Origin of the sequence: Pseudobacillus sp. FSL P4-0506, assembly GCF_038003025.1 — a bacterium.
In the GTDB taxonomy this organism is placed as follows: domain Bacteria; phylum Bacillota; class Bacilli; order Bacillales; family Domibacillaceae; genus Pseudobacillus.
This window is the reverse complement of the sequence record NZ_JBBOOI010000001.1, coordinates 3,732,217-3,754,197: the sequence shown is the minus strand read 5'-3', so window position 1 is coordinate 3,754,197 and position 21,981 is coordinate 3,732,217. Positions and strand designations below refer to the sequence as shown.

General features: G+C 41.4%; 21 protein-coding genes. 20 read left to right on the top strand and 1 reads right to left on the bottom strand.

Going from position 1 to position 21,981, the window contains the following annotated elements:
* Window positions 1-23: 23 nt before the first annotated feature.
* A complete protein-coding gene (locus tag MKZ02_RS18560) occupies window positions 24-1,289 on the bottom strand; it encodes a transcriptional regulator (RefSeq protein ID WP_340855187.1) in 1,266 nt (421 codons plus the stop codon).
* A gap of 106 nt (window positions 1,290-1,395) precedes the next feature.
* Between MKZ02_RS18560 and MKZ02_RS18555 the strand changes: the two genes are divergently transcribed.
* From MKZ02_RS18555 to MKZ02_RS18460, 20 genes are all read left to right on the top strand, one after another.
* Entirely contained in the window at window positions 1,396-2,505 is a 1,110-nt protein-coding gene (locus MKZ02_RS18555; protein ID WP_340855182.1) for a mandelate racemase/muconate lactonizing enzyme family protein, read from the top strand.
* A gap of 17 nt (window positions 2,506-2,522) precedes the next feature.
* Entirely contained in the window at window positions 2,523-3,227 is a 705-nt protein-coding gene (locus tag MKZ02_RS18550) for a GNAT family N-acetyltransferase (protein WP_340855180.1), read from the top strand.
* A 296-nt stretch (window positions 3,228-3,523) separates the two neighbouring features.
* Window positions 3,524-4,603, top strand: coding sequence for an LLM class flavin-dependent oxidoreductase (locus MKZ02_RS18545; protein WP_340855178.1), 1,080 nt, complete (start codon window positions 3,524-3,526; stop codon window positions 4,601-4,603).
* Between the two features lie 76 nt (window positions 4,604-4,679).
* Window positions 4,680-5,066, top strand: coding sequence for a riboflavin kinase (locus MKZ02_RS18540; protein ID WP_120036692.1), 387 nt, complete (start codon window positions 4,680-4,682; stop codon window positions 5,064-5,066).
* Entirely contained in the window at window positions 5,020-5,331 is a 312-nt protein-coding gene (locus MKZ02_RS18535; protein ID WP_120036694.1) for a hypothetical protein, read from the top strand. Before MKZ02_RS18540 ends, MKZ02_RS18535 begins: the two co-directional genes overlap by 47 nt.
* A gap of 91 nt (window positions 5,332-5,422) precedes the next feature.
* Entirely contained in the window at window positions 5,423-7,252 is a 1,830-nt protein-coding gene (locus MKZ02_RS18530) for a XylR N-terminal domain-containing protein (RefSeq protein ID WP_340855172.1), read from the top strand.
* Window positions 7,253-7,322: 70 nt separating this feature from the next.
* Window positions 7,323-8,600: a Rieske 2Fe-2S domain-containing protein gene (locus MKZ02_RS18525; protein WP_340855169.1), complete on the top strand. Its 1,278-nt coding sequence runs from the start codon at window positions 7,323-7,325 to the stop codon at window positions 8,598-8,600.
* 6 nt (window positions 8,601-8,606) lie between these two features.
* Window positions 8,607-9,806 carry a dipeptidase gene (locus tag MKZ02_RS18520; protein WP_340855166.1) on the top strand — a complete coding sequence of 400 codons (1,200 nt, stop codon included), beginning with the start codon at window positions 8,607-8,609 and terminating at the stop codon, window positions 9,804-9,806.
* A gap of 19 nt (window positions 9,807-9,825) precedes the next feature.
* Window positions 9,826-10,575, top strand: coding sequence for an SDR family NAD(P)-dependent oxidoreductase (locus tag MKZ02_RS18515; RefSeq protein ID WP_340855163.1), 750 nt, complete (start codon window positions 9,826-9,828; stop codon window positions 10,573-10,575).
* A 22-nt stretch (window positions 10,576-10,597) separates the two neighbouring features.
* Window positions 10,598-10,960 carry a hypothetical protein gene (locus MKZ02_RS18510; protein ID WP_340855162.1) on the top strand — a complete coding sequence of 121 codons (363 nt, stop codon included), beginning with the start codon at window positions 10,598-10,600 and terminating at the stop codon, window positions 10,958-10,960.
* A 69-nt stretch (window positions 10,961-11,029) separates the two neighbouring features.
* Window positions 11,030-12,070: a TRAP transporter substrate-binding protein gene (locus tag MKZ02_RS18505; RefSeq protein WP_340855160.1), complete on the top strand. Its 1,041-nt coding sequence runs from the start codon at window positions 11,030-11,032 to the stop codon at window positions 12,068-12,070.
* Between the two features lie 26 nt (window positions 12,071-12,096).
* Window positions 12,097-12,660, top strand: coding sequence for a TRAP transporter small permease (locus MKZ02_RS18500; protein ID WP_340855157.1), 564 nt, complete (start codon window positions 12,097-12,099; stop codon window positions 12,658-12,660).
* Window positions 12,660-13,949, top strand: a complete 1,290-nt coding sequence (locus MKZ02_RS18495; RefSeq protein ID WP_340855154.1) for a TRAP transporter large permease — start codon at window positions 12,660-12,662, stop codon at window positions 13,947-13,949. Before MKZ02_RS18500 ends, MKZ02_RS18495 begins: the two co-directional genes overlap by 1 nt.
* 372 nt (window positions 13,950-14,321) lie before the next feature.
* A complete protein-coding gene (locus MKZ02_RS18490; protein WP_340855151.1) occupies window positions 14,322-15,746 on the top strand; it encodes an amidase in 1,425 nt (474 codons plus the stop codon).
* A gap of 65 nt (window positions 15,747-15,811) precedes the next feature.
* The gene (locus MKZ02_RS18485; RefSeq protein WP_340855148.1) at window positions 15,812-16,912 is read left to right on the top strand and encodes an NAD/NADP octopine/nopaline dehydrogenase family protein; all 1,101 of its coding nucleotides are present in this window, start codon (window positions 15,812-15,814) and stop codon (window positions 16,910-16,912) included.
* Window positions 16,899-17,924 (top strand): 3-hydroxybutyryl-CoA dehydrogenase, encoded by a 1,026-nt coding sequence (locus tag MKZ02_RS18480; protein WP_340855145.1) that lies wholly within the window; start codon window positions 16,899-16,901, stop codon window positions 17,922-17,924. Before MKZ02_RS18485 ends, MKZ02_RS18480 begins: the two co-directional genes overlap by 14 nt.
* A 78-nt stretch (window positions 17,925-18,002) precedes the next feature.
* Entirely contained in the window at window positions 18,003-19,328 is a 1,326-nt protein-coding gene (locus tag MKZ02_RS18475; protein WP_120036714.1) for an MFS transporter, read from the top strand.
* A 201-nt stretch (window positions 19,329-19,529) separates the two neighbouring features.
* Window positions 19,530-19,787 (top strand): ferredoxin, encoded by a 258-nt coding sequence (locus MKZ02_RS18470; protein ID WP_120036716.1) that lies wholly within the window; start codon window positions 19,530-19,532, stop codon window positions 19,785-19,787.
* A 97-nt stretch (window positions 19,788-19,884) separates the two neighbouring features.
* Entirely contained in the window at window positions 19,885-20,655 is a 771-nt protein-coding gene (locus tag MKZ02_RS18465; RefSeq protein WP_340855143.1) for a dioxygenase family protein, read from the top strand.
* Window positions 20,656-20,739: 84 nt separating this feature from the next.
* Complete coding sequence (locus MKZ02_RS18460; RefSeq protein ID WP_340855142.1) at window positions 20,740-21,930, top strand: MFS transporter; 1,191 nt, start codon at window positions 20,740-20,742, stop codon at window positions 21,928-21,930.
* Window positions 21,931-21,981: the final 51 nt, after the last annotated feature.

Genomic DNA, 21,981 nt, shown 5'->3' with positions numbered 1-21,981 from the left:
TGTGAACTTTTTCTTTCCCTCAATTAATAGATAGGGATATTCAGTTCATAAATAGAGCGAGGCCGCCCTTGTTGGTAAGTCATTTCTTCACCAACAACTTTAACAAAGCCATGATCGACGAGTTTTTTTAAGATCCGCTCCGTTGACCGGCGGGTGACTTGCAAATAGTCTGATAGATCGGCAGCTGTAAAGTGAAGAGATGGACGGGATTTGCCAAATTGAATAACCTTCGATATATTTGCAGGACTCAGCTTTGTTTCTTTTGCTATTTGAAGCAATGCCGGATGATCGTTTTTTAACCGTTGTGTTTTCTTTTCTTTTGGAAAAGGTCCGAGAAGTTCTTTATCTTCTGTTAGAATGTATCCGCAGCTTTCATGTTCATGATGGGCCGCAAAACTGTTTGCAATTTTTGCATGTTGACTGGCCTCGGCTGCTGTCAATCCGTATCCAAAGCCTACTGTTACAGGGCTCTGCCACTTGAGAAGGAATTCATAGAAATCGTCGCTGTTCATGATGATTTCAACATCGCCGCGAGTACTATATAGCAAAAAAGTAGCTTCTGCTGATTGTTGAATAGAAGCATTCATTTTATGCGCAAACGCTTCTAAATACTCTTCCTGAACATCTTCTGTTTTCTCTAAGGAAATATAGCCGGCTGCAACTGTAGCGGATTGGCTTTTGGTTAATTCTGCTCGAGCTTTGGCATCTTGTAAGCCATGTATCAATGATTTAACGGGATCGATCATTCTTTGGGCGGGAACACCTAGCTGTTGGAGCCTGTCATACACAGCATGAATACTTGTTAACGCCAGTTCTATTTTTCCAGCTTGAAAGCGGGAATAATGAAAATGGACAATATCATTGATATCAAATTTATTGGGCAGTTTATCCGCATAATCAATCACATGAAGAGGGCCATTGCGAAAGCCGATATCAGCAAGGATGTTTTTAATAAATGAGGATTCAGTTAAATCAATGGAAATCCGCTCCATGGAAATCTGCTTATGAGAGATAAGAGAAAGAAGAGAAATGGCAATAGCCGTTTCATCCTGTTCTAAATAGAGAGAGGGAATCGGCATTGACTCGTGAACTTCCTTTGAAAAATAATAAGGTAAAGCTCCTGAAAAAAATAAAACATCGCAAGGTTTTACTTGTTTGACCAGCTCGGTGGCTTCTTCTGGCCGATCATATACATATGGCTCAATCTCAACTTCTCCGACTTGGGGGGCTATAGAAGAAATAGTACGGATAAAATCAGCTGAACCGATTACAGCAATTTTAATGGTCATAATTCCAGCTCCTATATGAATAAAAAATTTTTATTATTTAGCGTCTATTTAACGATAACTATATCAAATAAAAAAAACAATTGTAAACTGAAAGGAAGAAAACTTGATGAAGATTACAGCCATCCATTTATACGCTACACATTTCCCTTTGCATACTCCATTTATCGTAAGCTATCATACTTATGATTATATGCCATCTATTATTGTGAAGGTAGAAACAGATGAAGGAATTACAGGATACGGAGAAACTGTAGCGGATGAACACGTAACAGGCGAAACGTGGGAGGGAGCTTTTTATACGCTTAAAAATACTCTAGCTCCTGCCGTATTAGGAAAAAAACCGCTGGAGATTGAAAAAATACACGATATTATGAACAAGGCCGTTTATGGAGCACCAGCTGCAAAAGCGGCTATCGATATAGCTTGTTTTGATATTCTCGGCAAAAAGCTAAAACAGCCTGTCTATCAGCTTATTGGCGGCCGTTATCACGATGAATTCCCAATCACACACGTATTAAGCATTGCCGAGCCTGACTATATGGCAGAAGAAGCAGCCACTAGGGTCGATCAAGGTTATCGATCATTTAAAATGAAAGTCGGAAACGACGTCAAAAAGGACGTCGAACGAATAAAAGCTGTACGAGCAAGAGTAGGAGAGGATATTGCGATTCGGGTAGACGTCAATCAAGGATGGACAAACAGCGCGACGACACTAACGGCGCTGCGTGCCCTTCAAGAAGTAAATCTTGATTGGCTGGAGCAGCCAATTTTAGCGGATGACATCAATGGCATGGCATTTATCAGATCAAAGACGGATATTCCTTTAATGATTGATGAAGGATTAAAAGGCCCCCGGGAAATGCGAGAGATCATTGAAAAACAGGCAGCTGATAAAGTAAATATTAAATTAATGAAGTGCGGCGGCATTTATCCTGCGGTAAAATTAGCCCATCAAGCCGAAATGGCCGGGTTTGAGTGCCAAGTTGGTTCGATGGTTGAATCGTCTATCGGTTCTGCCGCTGGATTCCATGTTGCTTTTTCAAAAAAGGTAATTACAAGTGTTGAGTTAACAGGTCCTTTAAAGTTTTCTAAGGATGTAGGGAACCTTCATTATGATGTTCCGTTTATTAGATTAACGGAACATCCGGGGCTTGGTGTCGAAGTAGATGAAAAAACATTAACGGAGCTAACTGTTTTTGAAGCGACAGTCTGTTAACAGAAGGGAGAATTTTAGTGAGAGTCATTCATGAGGGAAGATTAGGTACGAACAATCAATCATTTAATGTTTTGCGGCTATCTATGGAGCATATAGAGCCTATTTTAGAATTACAGCAATCGGTCATTGAAGTTTTGGAAAACAAAGAGATATTGCAGCCGCTTTCCTATGAGGAATTTCAGTATATCCTTGAGGGAAAGGGCTTGATGATTGGGGCGTTTACAAACAAAAAATTGATTGCTTTCCGAGCGTTACTGGTGCCGCCAATAGATGAGGAGCATCTCGGGTGGGATATTGGATTGACAGAAGAAGAGCTGCCAGGTGTAATTTATCAGGAAATCTCGAATGTGCACCCCGATTATCGCGGAAATGGCTTGCAAAAGCTTTTAGCTGCCTGCATCATGCAAGAGCTAGATCTACTTGAGCCAAAGTACAAGTACGTTTGCTGTACAGTAGCGCCATTTAATATTCCGAGCTTAAAAGACAAATTCGCTCAAGGAATGGAAATTGCTGCGTTAAAAGAAAAGTATGGCAGCCGGCTTCGTTATGTTTTTGTAAAGGAACTGAAGAAAGACAGCACCGAAAAAGAGTGGACATTCACAACACGCCGAATGGACGACACGGCTGGGCAGCAAGAGCTGCTTAAGCAAGGGTGGAAGGGCTTCCGCATGGAAACTCATGAAGGCACACAATGGGTTGAATTTAGAAGAGAAGTGCAGTAAGATTTGCTGCTATCGCGTAATAAATATTTAATAGAGTAGGGCGTTGCTTTTACTACAGACAAACCATCTATTCTTTCCTAATAGGATTGAATAGGTGGTTTTTTATATGAATTAGCATGATAAGGGTTAAAAAATTAGAATATTCAAACTTATTAGGCTGTTGTTTGCAATCGTTTATTTTTTTATTATTTGAATACGGAAAGTAATTCAGAACATTTCAACAATTATATTGAAAACGTTCTCATTCATTTAAATGAATCAGTAAATTCTCACTAAATTATTGGAGGCTGAAGAAAATGAATTTTGGTATTTATGTAGAGATGCAAAACCCTGAACAATATAAGAAGCCACATGCGCAAGTATACAGAGAAATATTAGAACAAATTGAGCATGCAGACAAACGGGGATTTAGTACCTTTAATACACTTGAACATCATTGGTTTGAAGAATTCTCGATTTCGGCGAACCCGATGGCTCTTTACTCAGCAGCGGCACAGCATACAAGCAATATTCGTTTTAGAACTTGTTCACATGTACTTCCATTGCATAACCCGATGGTGTTTGCCGGCCAGGCCGCTGTAACAGATATTTTAACAGGGGGAAGATTTGAATTTGCAGTAGGCCGCGGTCATGCTTGGGTGTTCCCTAAAGCCTCTATCCCGCTAGAAGAATCAAGAGGCCGCTTTGTTGAATCGCTTGAAATTATCGAAAAAGCATTGGAAGAAGAAGTATTCTCTTATCACGGAAAGTATTACGACGTAGAGAATGTGAGAGTAGTTCCGCGCCCAACGAAGAAACCAAGAATTTTTACAGGCGGAGCGAGCAACCATAATTATGAGCTTGCCGGGAAAAAAGGCTGGGGGGTACTGATCACCCCAATGCTGCCGTTAGAGCACGTATTAGGCCAGCTTGATATTTATCGCAAGTCATGCAAGGAGCACGGAAATACGCCAGACATCGTTTACGTTCAAGCGTTATATCTCGATGACGACGGCGAGAGAGCCAGGAAAGAAGCAGAACCATATATTTTACAGTTCATGAAAGGAAATGTGTCACCGGCAAAAGAGCTTCCTCCTAAAGAAGAAATGATCAAAAAGGACTTTGGCTTCTATGCTAGCGGCGCCTTAGAGTCATTAGCGGATATTCCATATCAAAAATTAATTGATGACGAGTATGTATGGGTTGGATCTCCAGATGAAATTCAACCAAAAGTTAAGAAAGTCATTGAAGCTTGCCCTGATTTATCGGAAATTGCCCTGCTCTGTACGTATGCGGGAATGGAGCATTGGAAAACAATCCGTACACAAGATTTATTCAGCCAGCAAATTATGCCTCATTTTCAAGAAAATAAAGAAGAAGCACTCGTTCGTTACTAACAAAATAGAAGGCTGCTTCAAGAAGAGGGACGTGTTGAGGCAGCCTGAACAAAAAGAAAGAACGGAGTGACAAAGCGTGAACCAATTAATAACAGGAAAAATCATTCAGGGAGAAGGAAAAGCAAAACATCTTGGTTTTCCAACGGCCAATGTTCTTTGTCATTGTAAATTACTAAATGGGGTATATGGCGTCATTATACGGCTTAGGAATGAACGATATGCGGGCATCATGAATATCGGAAATAAGATTACGTTTCATGACCAGTTTCCCACTTCAATAGAGATTCACATTTTTGATTTTAATAAACAAATATACGGTGAAATGATTGAGGCAGAGATTGCCTTCTTTATTAGGGAAGAGCAAAAGTTTCCTTCTGTGGAAGATTTAATTACTCAAGTAAAGGAGGATATTGCCTATGCACGTAGCCGATTTGCAAAAACGGGCATCCGGGTGTCGAGTTGAACAGATTATTCATTTGCCTGACAAAAAATTCGTCGACTGGTGTGGCGAGCATTATGCCATTAATCGGGGGGTGTTCAATGTTATTGACCGCTGGTTTTTTGATTATGGATTGACGAACATTTTACAGAGGCGGCAAACTATGGTGCAGTTTTTGCAACATTTTCATACTGTCAATAAGGTGGATTCCAAAAAAATGTATGTTCAATTCGGAAAAGGCGGAGTGAAGAAGAGCCTTTATTATTTTGTAAATCAATGTTTAAAATAAGTAAAAACAAAATAATGAGGGTGATATTGTAGCCATGAAAGCAAGCGATTTGAGTTTAGACCACTTTATAAGCATCTCAGAAAGACCTGGCATGAGAATGAAAGAATTACAGCTAACACTTACTAGTGCAGATGCCATTGCATTGCTTCGCAGAGATTTAATTAATGCATTAGGCATCCAAAGGGCCAAAAGATTTTTGCTTAGATACGGTTATCACTGTGGGGCTCACGAAGCAAGAATATTGAAGGAGGCTATTCAGTGGCAAGATGCTTTGGAATGGCTGATTGCCGGGTCTAAAATGCACCAGTTAACGGGGCGGGCCTTTTCTTATCCGGATACCTTCCGTGTTGATATGAAAAAAGGTACATTTGATGTTTCAGGATACTGGAATGATTCCTATGAAGCCAAGCAGCATCTTGCCTATTTTTCGGAACATATTGAACCAGTTTGTTACTATTTAGTCGGTTATGCCAGCGGATACACCAGTGAATGCATGGAAAAGCAGATTATTTTTAAAGAAGTAAAGTGTAAAGGAAAAGGTGATGACCACTGCAGCTATGTGGGTAAAACAGTAGAAGAATGGGGAAAGGAAATCGAAGAAGATCTCCTTTACTATCAAGATGAAGATATGTCAGCTGAACTCGATCAAATGTATCGAAGAGTGGAACAGCAAAAAGAAAGATTAGAGATTGGCTATTCGTTAAGCCGCAGCCTGACACAAGCGATGCTCCAAGAAAAAGGACTGCCTGCTTTTGCTGAAATATTAGGAAAGAGCCTTCACTGCCAAGTGCTGATTGAAAACAAAGACTTTGAATCCATTGCTCAATATAGTGTAAGCCCCGGGCTCGATCAATATATGACGGTGAAAAATCTGGAGAAGAAGGCTAAGGATGAGCTTAGAAACCACTCTGTCATTGAGAGAGAACTGAAGAACAAAACATTTAGGCTTCTAACAACAGCTATTATTATGAAAAATAACGTTTATGGCTATATTACCATCGCTTTAAATCAGAAAAACGACGATTTCTACACAGATTTACTTGAGCGTACAGCGACTACTGCTGCTTTATATATTCAAAATGAGCGAGTAGCGGTTGAAACGGAGCAACGCTTAAAAGGAGATTTATTAGAGCAGCTGCTCAATAATAAAGAAGTAAAACCTCAGGAAATACATGCCCGTCTTTCTTTGCTTGGCTATGACATTACGCAACCCCATTATATTATTCACATGGAAATAGAAAGTGAGAATAAAACAAAAAAGACCTCGCTAAATTCAGAATATTTTAAAATATACAACAAACTAACAGATATTTTTAATCATGAACTAAATAGAAATGGAAGCCATGCTTTGATGCTCCCCAAATTAAATACCGTACAGGCGATTGTTTCAAAAAAATATATTGATGGAGAAGGGATAACCATTAAGAAACTGGGGGAAAGGCTGCTTCAAAAGATTGGAGGTACACATCAGCAAATCTATATTGGAATCAGCGAGGAAACGACCCACGTTTCAGAATTTCATAAAAAAATAGAAGAAGCGAAAAAAGCAGTAGAGCTGGCTAAAGTAAGATATTCCAGTTCGAAGGTAATCCTAGCAAGTGAATTAGGGCATTTAACTTTATTTTTAAGTGCAAGGGCCCCAGAAGAACTGGAAGCATTTGCTGTGGAAAAACTGTATTCCATTTTGGATTACGATCAAAAGAAAAACTCAGAGCTTGTTGTTACGCTGTTTTATTATTCGCAAAATGAATTTAATTTACATAAAACAGCCAGAAAAATGTCCATTTCCATTAGTGGAATGAGGTATCGGCTGCAAAAGATTGAGGAGCTGCTCAATTTGAGCTTAGCAGATTCCAGCTGCCGGTTTGAAATTCAACTAGCTCTTCAGATTCTATTAATGCTTGGAAAGATCCATATGTAGTTGATGATATGGCCATCAGAGTTCTCAATTGTATTAAAAACTATTATTAACGAACAGCAGGGGGAGAAAAATGTTAAGTAAAGAGGATAACCAATTATTAACTCAAACAGGGCCAGGTACACCGATGGGAGAAATGTTTCGCAGATATTGGATTCCGGCTTTACGATCTGATGAATTAGAAAAGGATGGGAAGCCGCAACGCGTTAAATTGTTAGGGGAAGATTTAGTTGCTTTTCGTGACACCGAAGGAAAAGTAGGTTTGATTGATGAAAGATGCCCGCATCGCGGCACGTCTTTATATTTTGGCATTAATGATGGCTGTGGTATTCGCTGTATGTATCACGGATGGAAATTTGATACAAATGGAGATTGTACAGAAATTCCTTCTGAAGCGAAGGATGGGAAGTTCAGACAATCTATCAAACTAAAAAGCTATCCAGTGGAAGAGGTGAGCGGCATTATCTGGACGTACATGGGACCGCAAGAAGATCAGCCGCCATTTCCAGAATTTTATTGGATGAATCTTCCAAATGAAAATAAGTTAGTCGAACGGGTTTGGCAGGAATGCAACTATGCCCAAGTAATGGAAAATGACTTGGATTTTGTCCATGCCGCGTTCCTGCATAAAGCCCATAATAAGCAAACAGTAGAGGAAGGTATTTTAAGCAGTGATTTAGGGATCGATCCTGATCATCCTCTCGTGAAAAATCCTCCGGTTAAGCAGGCCGTAGAAGACGCAAATTACGGTAAACGCTGTATTGCCGTTGGAATCGGTACAGAAGAAGAGAATGCTTTTATGGAAATCCATTATATTTTTCCATTCTACACATACCCGCCAAGATTCGGTGGGGAAGATGGCATGTGGCATGCCTTTATCCCCCGGGATGATTACAGCACCTGGTCCTGGGACGTTCAATTTTCCCATGACCGAGCCATTGATGTTCAAGCGCAGCATGATCGCCGCGGCTTACAATTAGATGAAGAGTTTAGGAAAAAAATAAATATGGAAAATGAGTATGGTCAAGATCGCGGCCTGCAAAAAACAGGCAATTTCACTGGCATTCGCGGGATTGCCAACCAAGATCATGCTGCTACGGAAACGATGGGTCCCATTGTTGACCGCTCGATTGAACACCTTGGAACGAGTGACCTGCCAATTATTCATATGCGCAGGCTATTGCTTCAGCAGTTAAAAGCCTTCCAACAAGGCCAAAAACCGATGCAATTGGATAATCCATCATTAAAAACGCTATATAGCGATGGACTATATGATGATAACCAAAAGACGTGGCAGGAAGCTTTTCCGATGAAAGAGCAATTTAACATAAAAGCGGCTGCGAAACAGTGAATCATAATGAATGAGAAAAGATTTGCTGGTTATACATCATTCCGTTATTTAGAAGCGAACAAAGACTATAAACTGTATGATTTGGCGGATGAGATCGATCGAGTTCCGCTCTTCTCTTTAGAGCTCACAGTGGAGGAAGAAGAAAAGGTACAGGATATTTTCACTAAACATCCGATTGTTTCGATGCGCGATCACGGTTTTATCGTACCAAGACAGTATAAAGACATTCTCCCGTATTGCAGTGATTTGCACACCTCCTTTCATTATGAAGGAATTTCTAAGTCGGGAGTGGATGTGATATTTGAAAATTTCATGGATGGCATTTCTACTATTACATCCAAAAATGGCCTGAAGTGGCAGGATGTTATTTACTTGCTTGGCATTCGGTATGCTGATATCCAAAAGCAACAGACTGTTTATATCGCCAGCACCTATAACGATCTCACAAAAGCTAAAAGAAAAAAGCAAGTAGCACTCCTGCCGTCTTTAGAGGCGGCCAGCATTTTGGAAAATGAAGTGGATCGGGTGGATATTTTATATGGATTCGGCATTCGATGCATGGGCATTACATACAACGAGGCCAATACTCTCGGTTCGGGACTCGTCGAGAAGCATGATGGCGGATTAACCAACTTTGGCCGCCGGGTCATCAAGCGAATGAATCAGATTGGTATGTTAATTGATATTTCCCATTGTGGAGATCAGACGAGCCTGGATGTCATCGAAACAAGCGATGACCCTGTTTTAATGACACATGCGGGAGCCCGTGCTTTATGGCATACCCCTCGAATGAAACCAGACGATGTATTGAAAGCCTGTGCAGAAAAGGGCGGCGTCATCGGAATATGCGCGGCGCCGAATACGACATTAACGAAAAGCTCGCCTTCTCACACGATTCATTCTGTCATGGAGCATTTTGAATACATTGCTGATTTAGTAGGCATCAATCATGTTGGAATGGGGCCGGATACATTCTTTGGTGATCATGTGGCCTTACAGCATGCATTTGATAACATGCTGGGCATTTCTGCTTCGCATAGCGGAGAAGAATTCACAGAGTCCTCCTATGTAGAAGGATTAGAAAATCCATCGGAAGCGATGAAAAACATGATCGGCTGGCTCGTAAAAAATCATTATTCAAAGAAGGACATTGCTAAGGCAGCTGGAGGCAATACGATGAGAGTCATAAAGAAAGTATTAACCTAATGGAAGGAGGGACCAAATAGTGGAAAGCTCAGTAGCTATTGTTACAGGTGCTGGACAAGGATTAGGTCTGGCGATTGCGAAAAAATTTCTTTCGGAAGAAAAGAAAGTCGTTTTTGTGGATGTGAATGAACAGTTATTAAATGAAGTACGCTCCTCTTCTTTTCTAACAGACTATGATCCTTCCCATTCTATGTTTTTAACAGTCGATGTGGCAGACGTTCAAGCGGTTAAGAACAGTGTCAAAATGATTGTGGAGTCATGGGGCCGGATTGATATTTTAGTAAATAATGCAGGTGTCCGCAAAGAAACAGCGATTGAAGGCATTACAGAAGAAGAATGGAACCTTATCTTATCCGTTAATCTCGGCGGTACGTTTTTCTATTCTCAAGCTGTATTGGAAACAATGAAAAAACAGCAAAAGGGGCGCATTATTAATATTTCATCTTTTGGCGGCCAGGCAGGCCCTCTGACTTCTGGAGCGCATTATTGTGCATCCAAAGCAGGTCAGCTTGTGTTAACAAAAGTATTTGCCAGATCGTTGGCAGATCAAGGAATTACGGTCAATACGGTAGCGCCCGCAGCCATTGAAACACCAGAGATGGATAAAATGGATTCAGATGTTCTAGAAAAAATGAAAGCAGGAATTCCTGTTAAGCGATTTGGGAAATCAGAGGAGGTAGCGGATATGGTTTCTTATCTTGCTTCAGATGCAGCTGGTTATGTTACTGGTTCTACATTCGATATCAATGGCGGTTTGCTTATGCGTTAAACAAATAAAGGGGGTTCATACAGTGGGAGAGATTAAACATGGAGCACCACAAATTCCAACACCATTACGGGTATTTATGACATTTGAATCGACAGGCTGGTTTGATACCAATCAAGAGCAGAAAGAAAAAGAGATTTTGCCACAGCTTAATGAGATTTTAGAAAGCTGGAAACAAAATGGATCAAAGCTGTTAGGAACATTTGATAGAGATATTTTAACAGCCGGGCATGCAGGACCTGTCCACTGGCACGCTTGCTTTTTATACGATATCCCTAATTTGCAAACGGTGACAGATATGACGCATTCTTTTCGTGCAGCAGGTCTTGATCGTTATTTTCGTCTGGAAGCTTCCATCGGTCGGCCGTTTTTCTTATTAGAAAGATAATAAATAAACAAAAAACCGAAGAGAAAAACAACGATCTTCTCTTCGGTTTTCTAAATAAGGAGTGGGGAAATGAAGAAAGTTCTTTCTTTTATTTTCGCAATATTTTTAATGTTTTTACTTTCAGCCTGCAATTCCAATGAAAAAACTGGAGCTTCCGACGGAAAAGGCCCTATTAAACTAACATATGCTTTTTTCGCACCTGCTAACACGTTTCCAGCTGTGCAAATGGAGGAGTGGAAAAAACAATTAGAAGAGCGAACGAATGGAAAAGTAAAAGTAGAACTATTTCATGGAGGATCTTTACTAGAGGCCAATAATATGTACGATGGAGTGGCCAGCGGTACAGCTGACATTGGCTTAACTTCCACTTCTTATGAGCCTGGCCGCTTTCCTCTTTTAGCTATTTCTGATATGCCTTCCGGTTATAAAAATGCCACAGTGGCAAGCAAAGTAGTAGCCGATTTGGTTGAACAGTATCCACCCGAGGCTTTAAAGGATTTTAAAATTATTACGACATTTGCCACTGAGCCAGCTTACATTCAAAGTAAAAAACCAATTTCCTCATTAAAAGACCTCAAAGGAAAACAACTTCGCATTGCCGGGGCCTTAACACCGATTATGGAAAAACTAGGAGCAGCGCCTGTCGGCATGTCACAGGCGGAAGTGCCCGAGGCATTGCAAACAGGGATTGTTGACGGCTATGTTTCTTCAAGAGAAATTTTAAAAGACTCTAAGTTAGCTGAAATGGTAGGCTATACAACTGACTATCCGCTTGCTTTAAATACCTTTATTGCGGTGATGAATAAAGACAAATGGGATAGTCTTCCAAAGGATGTACAGCAAGTTATTGATGAATTAAATCGAGAAATGACCGATTTTACTGGCGAGTATTTGGATCATCATGTGCAAGAATCTCTCAAGTGGAGTAAAGAAAATCACGACCACAAAATTGTTCAGTTGTCTGCCAGTGAGAAAGCGGCATGGGATAAACAATTAAAAGATATGCAAATCAAATATGTCAGGAAAACCGAAAAAGAAGGTCAGCCGGCTAATGAATATTTTAGCAAGATGGAAGAATTAATTAAGAAGCATAACGAAGAAAGCAAATAATCATTTATGTACAAGGAGGTGAACAGATGGAAAATAAACAGGCGATTTCGTTGGAGGAAGAAAAATCTCAGCCGATCGATTTGGAGGAGACAGCGAACCTTGAAAGTGAATCGAATGTGTTTTTTAAAATGATAGACCGTTTAAACCAAGGCTTGGCCATTCTGGCCGGTCTTGCTCTCGTTTGCATGATGTTATTAGTAGTGTTTAATGCCGTTAAGCGGCTTTATTCTGATCCAATTGCAGGTACGGTGGAACTCGTTAGTTGGCTTGGTGCGATCACGGCCGTATTTTCGCTTGGATATGCCCAACTGCATAGAGGCCATGTGTATATTGATCTCCTCGTTAATAAGTTGCCAAATAGGAGCCAAAAAATTATTCATTCGTTTATGAATGTGCTCAGTATGGGCTTTTTCTTAATAGCCGCTTGGCAGATTGTTTCATACGGGCTGGATCTAATGAACAGCGGCGTTGTCTCTGAAACGATACAGGTGGCTTTTTATCCGCTTGTCATTCTTTGTTCTGTGGGGTTTTTCAGTTTAGTAATGGCAATCTTGAAAGAAACTATTTTGATTTGGAGGGAGGTGGCATAATGGACCCTAATCTATTGGCCCTCATAGGGATTACTGTCTTGTTCGTCTTTATGTTTCTGCGAATGCCGATCAGCTTTGCCATGTTCATCGTAGGGTTTGTGGGCATCTTGCTCGTTGCTTCTCCACAAGCTGCTTACAACGTATTAAGCGCTGATTTATGGAATCAATTTTCCAGTTATTCATTAAGTGTTGTGCCGCTTTATATTTTAATGGGTGAAGTGGTTTTTCGAACAGGTATTACCGAAAAACTTTTTCAGGCAGCCTATAAATGGATTGGTCATTTGAAGGGGGGAATGGCGAGCACGACTATTCTAGCTAGTGCTGGTTTTGCTTCCATTTGCGGTTCCAATTCAGCAACGGCTGCCACTATGGCGACCATGTCCCTTCCAGAACTTGATAAGTATAAGTATGATAAGGCACTTAGTACAGGGAGTATTGCAACAGGAGGTACGCTTGGCATTATTATTCCCCCCAGCACGGTCTTGATCGTCTTGGCACTGCAAATGGAACAGTCCGTTAAGGAATTATTTGTGGCAAGCATCGTGCCGGGACTCTTGCTTACAATTCTCTTGATCATGACAGTCGTGTTTATCTGTCGAAGAAATCCGGAATATGGGCCTGCTGGTGAGCGTTCTACTATGAAGGAAAGAATGGCTTCGCTCAGGGATGTTATCCCAATTGCTCTTCTGTTCGTATTCGTAATCGGCGGTCTGTACAAAGGCTGGTTTACTCCCACTGAATCTGGTGCATTTGGTGCATTCGGAGCGATTGTTTTGTCTATCGTCATGAAAAAAATAACATGGAGAAAATTTCAAACAGCAATGTCCGGTACTCTTAAGTCTTCTGCCATGGTGTTGATGTTAGTAGTTGGAGCCATGGTATTTGGCCGGTTTTTAACGATTACAAGGCTGCCATTTACTGTGGCTGAATGGGTTAATCAGCTTCCTGTTCCGCCGATTGTTGTGTTGCTTGCGATTTTGCTTATTTATGTCATCGGCGGTTCCATCATGGATGCACTTGGCTTTTTAATTATTTCTATTCCTATTTTCTATCCAACAGTCGTTGCACTCGGATATGATCCGGTTTGGTTTGCCGTCATACTTTGTGTCGTAACGAGTATGGGAGCCATTACTCCACCAGTTGGTGTCAATGTCTTTGTCGTGCAGGGGTTAACCCCTCAGACTCCTGTTACGACCGTATTCAAAGGAGCTTCTTATTTTTTGGTTACGTATATTCTGTTTATTGGATTACTGATTCTTTTTCCTCAAATCATCTTATTTTTTGTTTGATTGACCTGGCAACTCTCCATTCGCGGGACAGGATCTATTTCTGTTTTTAATAAAAAGCTCTGTTAAAGGTAAATGCTGTTTTTTAATCGTTGATTGTAACGGAAGGCGGCGACTCCAGCGGGAAAAGCGTGTCCTGGTGAGACCCCATAGGAGTGCATGCGACGAGGAGGCTCACGGACCGGACCGACCGCGGAAAGCGTCCGCCTGCAGTGAAAATCAACAAACAAGTATAACAAAGCCAATAAAAAAGGAGGAAGAGCAAGTGACGTTAATGGAATTTTTACAAGACATCCTCGAGGAAGAAGAACTGAAATTAGTAGGGGAAGAGCCTGCTTTTGCTTTTTTGTTGGAAGAGTTAAAGGAGCATGAAGAATGAGTGATATTCTTTTTGACACAATTGAAACCGTTGGGGAATTAGTGAGGAATAAAAAAATTTCGCCAGTAGAGTTAACGAAGCTAACGCTTGAAAGAATTGATCTTCATGAACCAGGACTCTCCGCTTTCATCACCATAACGAAAGAAGAAGCTCTTGTGCAAGCAAAGGAAGCGGAAAAAGAGATACAAAAAGGAAATTGGCGAGGTCCGTTACATGGTGTTCCAATTGCTGTGAAAGACTTGCTGCAAACAAAAGGAGTTAGAACAACAGGGGGATCAAAAATATTTGAACAGTGGATTCCTAGTGAAGATGCTTTCGCTGTGCAAAAGTTAAAAGAAGCAGGAGCAGTGATTGTCGGAAAAGCAAATTTGCATGAATTTGCCATGGGAGCGACAACGGAAAACCCCCATTATGGGAGTGCAAAAAACCCTTGGGACCTTACAAGGATACCAGGAGGATCAAGCGGAGGATCGGCCGTAGCAACAGCAACAGGGATGGCATTTGCAGCAGTCGGAACAGATACAGCGGGGTCGATTCGATTGCCGGCAGCTATGTGCGGGACGGTTGGATTCAAACCAACATATGGCCTTGTCAGCCGAGAAGGATGTTTTCCATTTAGCTGGTCACTCGACCATATTGGGCCGATGACGAGAACTGTAAAAGACGCTGCCATTATGCTTGAGGCAATGAAAGGATATGATCCAAAAGATTTTTCCTCTGTCAAAAAAGATCAAGAAGTGCTGTTCCGTCACTCATTGACAGATCTACAAGGAATCAAACTCGGTTTTCATGAAGCTTATATGTTTGCGGGAATAGATGAGAGCATCAGAAGGGTGATAGACCGGGCTTTCGAACATTTAAGAGCGCTGGGAGCAGAAATTGTTCCGATTGAACTGCCGGGAATAGAGCGGGCTCTTGAGGCACTAAAAGTGATTGCCCAATCAGAAGTGGTCTCTTTCCATGAGCCGCTGCTAAAAAAATACGGAGATCTTTATGGAGAGGACTTAAAATACCGCTTCCAATTCGGCCGTGATATTTCTGCAACTGCCTACATTAATGCTCAGCGGATAAGGAAGCAATTTGTCAGAAAAACATTGGAACAAATGCAAGGAATAGACGCGCTTGTCGGCCCAACAAACGTAAAGCCTCCTTTTGAAATCGGCACGATGGTTCCAGAGCAGGCAATCAGCAATATGTTCACACTTGGAAAAACGCCGCTTGCCAATATATTAGGTTTTCCTGCTTTATCTGTTGCTTGTGGGTTCATAGAAGCGAATCTTCCTGTTGGCCTTCAGTTAATTGGGAAACCTTTTTCTGATCAAAAAGTTCTCCAAATAGGAGATTGCTATGAAAAATCGGAACAATGGGCGAAGGCATTGAGAGGAAATACGCATTATTTTTCTAAAGAAGCGAGCAGCTAATAAGGGCTAAGCCTCATTGGAAGATAGTTAACTTTTCAAAAAAAGAAAATGAGGAGGAGAATGAGATGAAGATTGCCGTACTTGGCGGTGGAAATGGCGCCTATGCAGCCGCGGTCGATTTAACAGAGCAAGGCCATGAGGTTCGGTTATGGAGACGAGACAAGCAGGCATTCCAAGAGGTATTAAATACACAATCTATTCAGTTAAAGGATGCAAAAGGAATACGAGATGTTTCATTAAAATTGGCTACACCTGACTTAAAGTCAGCTATTGAAGGGGCAAAGCTTATTGTCATTCCTTTGCCGGCTACTACCCAGCAGTCACTCGCCAAGCAGCTTGCTCCCGTTCTTGAAGAGGGGCAAGTGATTTTCCTGCCACCTGGAACATTCGGCAGCTATGTCATGTCAAAAACTCTAATAGAAGCCGGCTGCAAAGTAAATGTTCTATTTGCAGAAACAGGCACGCTGCCTTATCTGGCAAGAAAGTATGATGAACGAACAGTCTCCGTTTCCGGCCGGGCAACACGGCTTCCAACCGGTGTATTTCCAAGTGATCAATTCAGCAAAGCCTTTGAAATATTACAAGAAGCTTATCCAGCGGTGGAGCTTATCGAGGATGCACTTGATGGGGCGCTGATGAATGCCGGTCCTATTATTCACCCACCCTTAATATTAATGAACGCCGGTCCCATTGAGCATTTTGACAAGTGGGATATACATGATGAAGGCACACAGCCAGCGATTCGAAATGTTCATAAGGCCCTCGATGCCGAAAGAATTAAAATTCGTGAAGCGCTAGGATACAAAGCGCCTCATTTTCCACTCGACGATCATTATAATCCAGACGGTGAAGAATGGATGTATGGAAACGGTGCCCATGAAAAGCTTGTAGATGGAGAAGATTGGTTCGAACCGCTCGAGTTAAAGACCCATCGCTATATGAGAGAGGACGTTGCTTGTGGTCTTGCTTTTCTTGTGTCGCTTGGTGAGTGGCTGAATATCCCCGTTCCAACAGCGGCTGGGCTTTTGGCCATTGCTTCAAGTGTAATCGGAGAAAATCTGCGAGGGACTGGAAGAACAATTGAAAGCTTAGGACTTGCCAATAAAACGAAAGACGAAGTACAAGAGCTGTTGCGAAAAGGAATGGTTCAATATGAAGTCAACTAGGGGAATCATTGCCATTGCCGGAGCTGGACGAATGGGGAGAGGGATTGCCTTAACTTTTGCTTATCAAGGGTATCGGGTGGGTCTTATCGATGTTAAAGAAAGAGGAGAGAATGAATTCCAGCAATTAAAATTAGCGGCATTTACTGAAATGGAGAGCCAGCTTCACCTTCTAGCAGCAGCAAATGTGTTCCCAAAGGAATCTGTTTCTTCTTTATTAGATCAGATTTCGATTGGTTCTATACAAGACCAAATGGATATCTTGCAGGGGGCTGATGTGCTCTTTGAGGCAGTGCCTGAAATATTGGAGGTGAAAGAAAAAGTCTTTGCTCGTTTATGCCCCCTCTTTCCAGAGAATATGCTTATCGCTTCAACAACCTCTTCTTTTTCGGTAAATCATTTAGCGGGGTTTGTTACTGAGAGAGGTCGATTTATGAATACACATTGGCTCAATCCCGCCTACTTAATTCCGCTGGTTGAAGTAAGTCCAGGCGATGAAACGAGTGAAGAAGCGTTGCAAGCGATGTTCCAGCTTCTTGAAGGCGTGGGAAAAGTGCCTGTTATGTGTGCTCCTTCTCCAGGCTTTATTGTTCCAAGAATTCAAGCGTTGGCCATGAATGAAGCTGCCCGTCTTGCAGAGGAGGGCGTCGCTTCCATTGGAGACATTGATAAAGCTTCCCGGATTGGCTTCGGCTTGAGATTTGCCGTGCTTGGGCTATTAGAATTCATTGATTGGGGCGGTGCCGATACCCTTTTCCATGCGAGTCATTATTTAAGAAATTCATTGAAGCAAGACAGATTTGCGCCACCGAAAATAATTGAGAACAAAATGGAAACAGGAGATATTGGGATGAAAGCACAGCGAGGATTTTATTCATTTGATGATCAGAATGTCGATGAATATCAAATAGAGACTTTGCGAAAATTTATTGATTTGCTGCAGCATCTAGGATTCATTGCTTCCCCTAAAGAAGCTTCTCTTACGGTTAGGGAGGAGGGAATAAAAAAACACTAAAATATGGGAGATATGCTAGTGAACATTCGTCAGTGGTTCAATTCAGAACACTATAATTTTTGAGAGGTGAGTAATTCTATGAAAAGCGAGACGAATAAGAAAATGGGAAGACGTGCTGCTGTTGCTGCGACATTCGGGTCCGTTATTGAATGGTATGACTTTTTCTTATATGCTACGGCTTCGGCATTGATTTTTCCAAAGGTGTTTTTTCCTGATGCCGATCCTTATCTAGCAACCTTGCAGTCTTTTGGAGCATTTGCGATCGGCTTTTTTGCTCGTCCGGTTGGTGCCGCAATTTTTGGTCATTTCGGCGATCGGGTCGGACGTAAAAATGCACTCGTGCTGACGATGTTTTTAATGGGATTCAGCAGTTTGGCTATGGGACTTTTGCCTACTTATCACAGCATCGGCATGTGGGCACCTACCTTGCTCGTTCTGTTACGTTTAATTCAAGGAATCGGAGTAGGAGGAGAATGGGGAGGAGCAGTTTTGCTTTCGATGGAATGGGGACAAAAGAAGAGGCAGGCTTTAATGGCCAGTTGGCCGCAAATGGGAGTGTCCGCGGGCCTTTTATTATCTTCTCTCGTTATTTCATTGATCATGTATATATCGGGTGACGGTTTTTATACGTGGGGGTGGCGCATACCTTTTCTCTTTAGCGTCGTTCTGCTTGTCATGGGGTTGATTATTAGAGCAAAAATACCCGAAACTCCTTCTTTCAGAAATGTACAAGAAAAACAAAAAGTGTCTCGTATGCCTGTAGTAGATGTAATCAAACAACATCCAAAGGAGATCATTTTAGCTGCTTTAGTCCGGCTATCTGAAAACGGCCCTTTTTATGTCTATACTGTATTGATGATCAATTATGGAATCGAAACATTTGCGGTCGATAAGCAGTTTTTAGTGAACGCTAACACAGCAGCAAGCTGTGTAATGGTTTTTTGTATTCCTTTATTCGGTTACCTGGCTGATCGGTTTGGGATTAAGAAGATGTATTTAATCGGCGTAGCGGTTACTTTCCTTTGGGCATTCCCGTATATTGGACTGATTAATACAGGTGTTCCTATGGTCATTTTCTTAGCTACTGCTTTATCCATGATTCCTCATAGTATGCAAGTTGGGCCTCAAGGAGCGTTAGTTGCCCAAAGCTTTCCTGCTAGATTACGCTATAGCGGATTGTCACTAGGCTCCCAATTTGGATCAATTATCGCCGGAGGGGTAGCACCGCTTATTTGTACATTCCTTTTACATGAATTCGGCACTGCTTATGCTGTTAGCGGTTATATTGTTTTCGCTGCCATCGTTACGTTCATCGCCTCACTTCTACTTAAAAGCTATGCTGGAGCGGAGGAAGCACAGGAAGAACATGAGAGGGAAATTTCGTCTGCTGCATCTTTACACTAAAGCATCCGGCGATGTATCGAACCAGACAGAAAATCCAACTGTTTCATACTAAATTATCTGAATTATCAAACCTGTTAGTATATTGTGAAAACTGTTTTGAGAATTTAGAATGAAATCATAAGTAAAGTTTAAGACAATGTTGAAAGCGTTAACATGATGGCTCGTTTAATACGGCACTTTAGAGTAAAGGAGGGGAGACTAATGGCGAAGTATACCATCGTCGATCAAGAGACGTGTATCGCCTGTGGGGCCTGTGGAGCGGCCGCCCCTGAAATTTTTGATTATGACGATGAAGGAATTTCCTATGTAATTCTTGATCAAAATGAAGGAACGATGGACGTGCCTGAAGAATTGATCGATGATCTGGAAGAAGCATACGAAGGATGTCCAACAGAGTCAATAAAAGTAGCAGATGTCCCTTTTCACGGAAATCCACTGAAGTATGAAGAAGCAATCTGAAAGGGATTTATCTTTTTTAATGCAGGGATTGTGCTTTTAGCCTGGTTGATATAAATCAATAAATTAAAATAAGAGATTCACTAGAGGAGGAATTCAAATGATCGAGTCTGTTGCTAAGAATAAGCGTGTTGTGGAAATCTATGAAAGCTTTGTTAAGCATATGAAGAACTTTCTGGATGAACAGCAAATCAATCATGAAGAATATACAAACTTCGTAAATTGGGCAAATCGCCTAGGTACAAGCGGTGAAATTCCTTTGTTTCTAGATGTGTTCGTTGAAACACATGTACTTGAATCAAAATATAAAACTCTTCCAGGAACAGAGCCTTCTCTTCTTGGTCCATATTTTGTAGAAGGAACGCAGTTGTTAACGGAACAGCCTTTTGTTATCCCGCAAAGACCAGATGAAAAAGGGGGAAAACTAGTATTTCGTGGAAATGTCAGCTCTGTGAATGGCCAGCCGCTGCCTAATACAAGAGTAGAATGGTGGCAGGATGATGCGGACGGATTCTATTCTAATTTTGACTCCGATGCGCCTGATTTTAATTTACGAGGTCATTTCTATACAGATGAAAATGGTCATTTTGAAGTGCATTCGATCGTACCGGTTCCTTATCAAATCCCAACAAACGGTCCAACAGGAGAATTTGTAAGGGCTGCCGGCTATCACGCTTATCGGCCGGCCCACCTGCATTTAAAATTCGAGAAAGAAGGTCATGAAGCTCTGATTACGCAAGTATTCTTTGAAGGGGATGAGTGGCTCGAAACAGATGTAGCTAAAGGGGTTCGTTCTTCTTTGCTTACTAAGCTGATAGATAAAGGAGAATATAAAGAAGCTTCGTTAGATTTTGTTATGCGAACTGAATAAGGAAGGGAAAAGAAGGAAGAGAAGCTCTTCCTTCTTTTTCTTCCTAGATAATAGAATTACTAATTTTTTGAAAGGGATGGAGATATGGGGAGAAATGCACTGTGGACAAAAGATTTTTTATTTCTATCACTCGCCAACTTTTTTTTATTTTTAGCTTATTATGCTTTGCTCGTTACGCTCCCCTCAGCCGCCATCCAACACTATAATGTATCAGGGGCAACAGCCGGACTGTTTACAACGGTTTTACTGGGAGCCGCTATCGTCGTAAGGCCGTTTACCAGCCGCTGGATTGAACAACATGGAAAGCAGGCTATCTTCCTTATTTCATTGTTGATTTTCGTTTGTTCTTCGATTGCTTATAGTTTTTTTTCTTCCATTATACCTTTGCTCTTTATTCGATTTATCCATGGACTTGGATTTGGGATTGCCACTACTGTCACCATTGCTATTGTCGCTGATATTGTACCTGATTCTCGGAAGGGGGAAGGGATCGGTTATTTTATTATGTCATCCAATTTAGCGATGGTGATAGGGCCTTTCATCGGTTTAAGGATATTGGATGGGTTTAGTATTCATAGTTTGTTTTTTGTGTCGGCATTTTTTTCTTTGTCTGCCTTTCTTTTAGGCTGTACAGTACGACTGCCTAAAGAACAGCAAGTTACACCATTGCCAGGCTCAAAAAAATTTTTTGCCTTCGAAAAAACGACGATTCCGATTGCCATTACAGGAGCCTTTTTTTCTTTCGCTTATTCTTCTGTTCTATCTTTCATGCCGGTATTCGCTGATGAGCGGGGACTAGCGAGAGAAGCGGGTTATTTTTTTGCTGTGTATGCCACTGTTTTAATGATAAGCAGACCTTTTACGGGCAGATGGTTTGATGCGCATGGAAAAAATGTTATTGTTTTTCCATCGATTCTCTTATTCGCATCAGGAATGTTTTGTCTCGGAATGGCAAAAGAAGCTGTTTTATTTTTTGTTGCAGCAGGACTTATTGGTATGGGCTGGGGTACGCTTTTTCCAAGCTTCCAGACCATTGCTGTTCAAGAGGTTGAACCACATCGGCGATCCGTAGCAACCGCTACTTTCCTATCTATTTTTGATATTGGTATTGGCGGCGGTTCATTCGCTGCTGGGATATTTACAGAAAAGCTTGATATTGGTATTTTATATGCAGGCAGTTCTATCTACATTTTGCTCGGACTTTTTGTTTATTATTGGGCTCAAAAGAAAAGGGCAGTAGAAATCAAACAGGCAAGTCAAAGACAGGAGGCTTAATAAGTTTTTATCAACTGTAAAAAAGTATATGAAAGTAGCTTGGAGCTATAC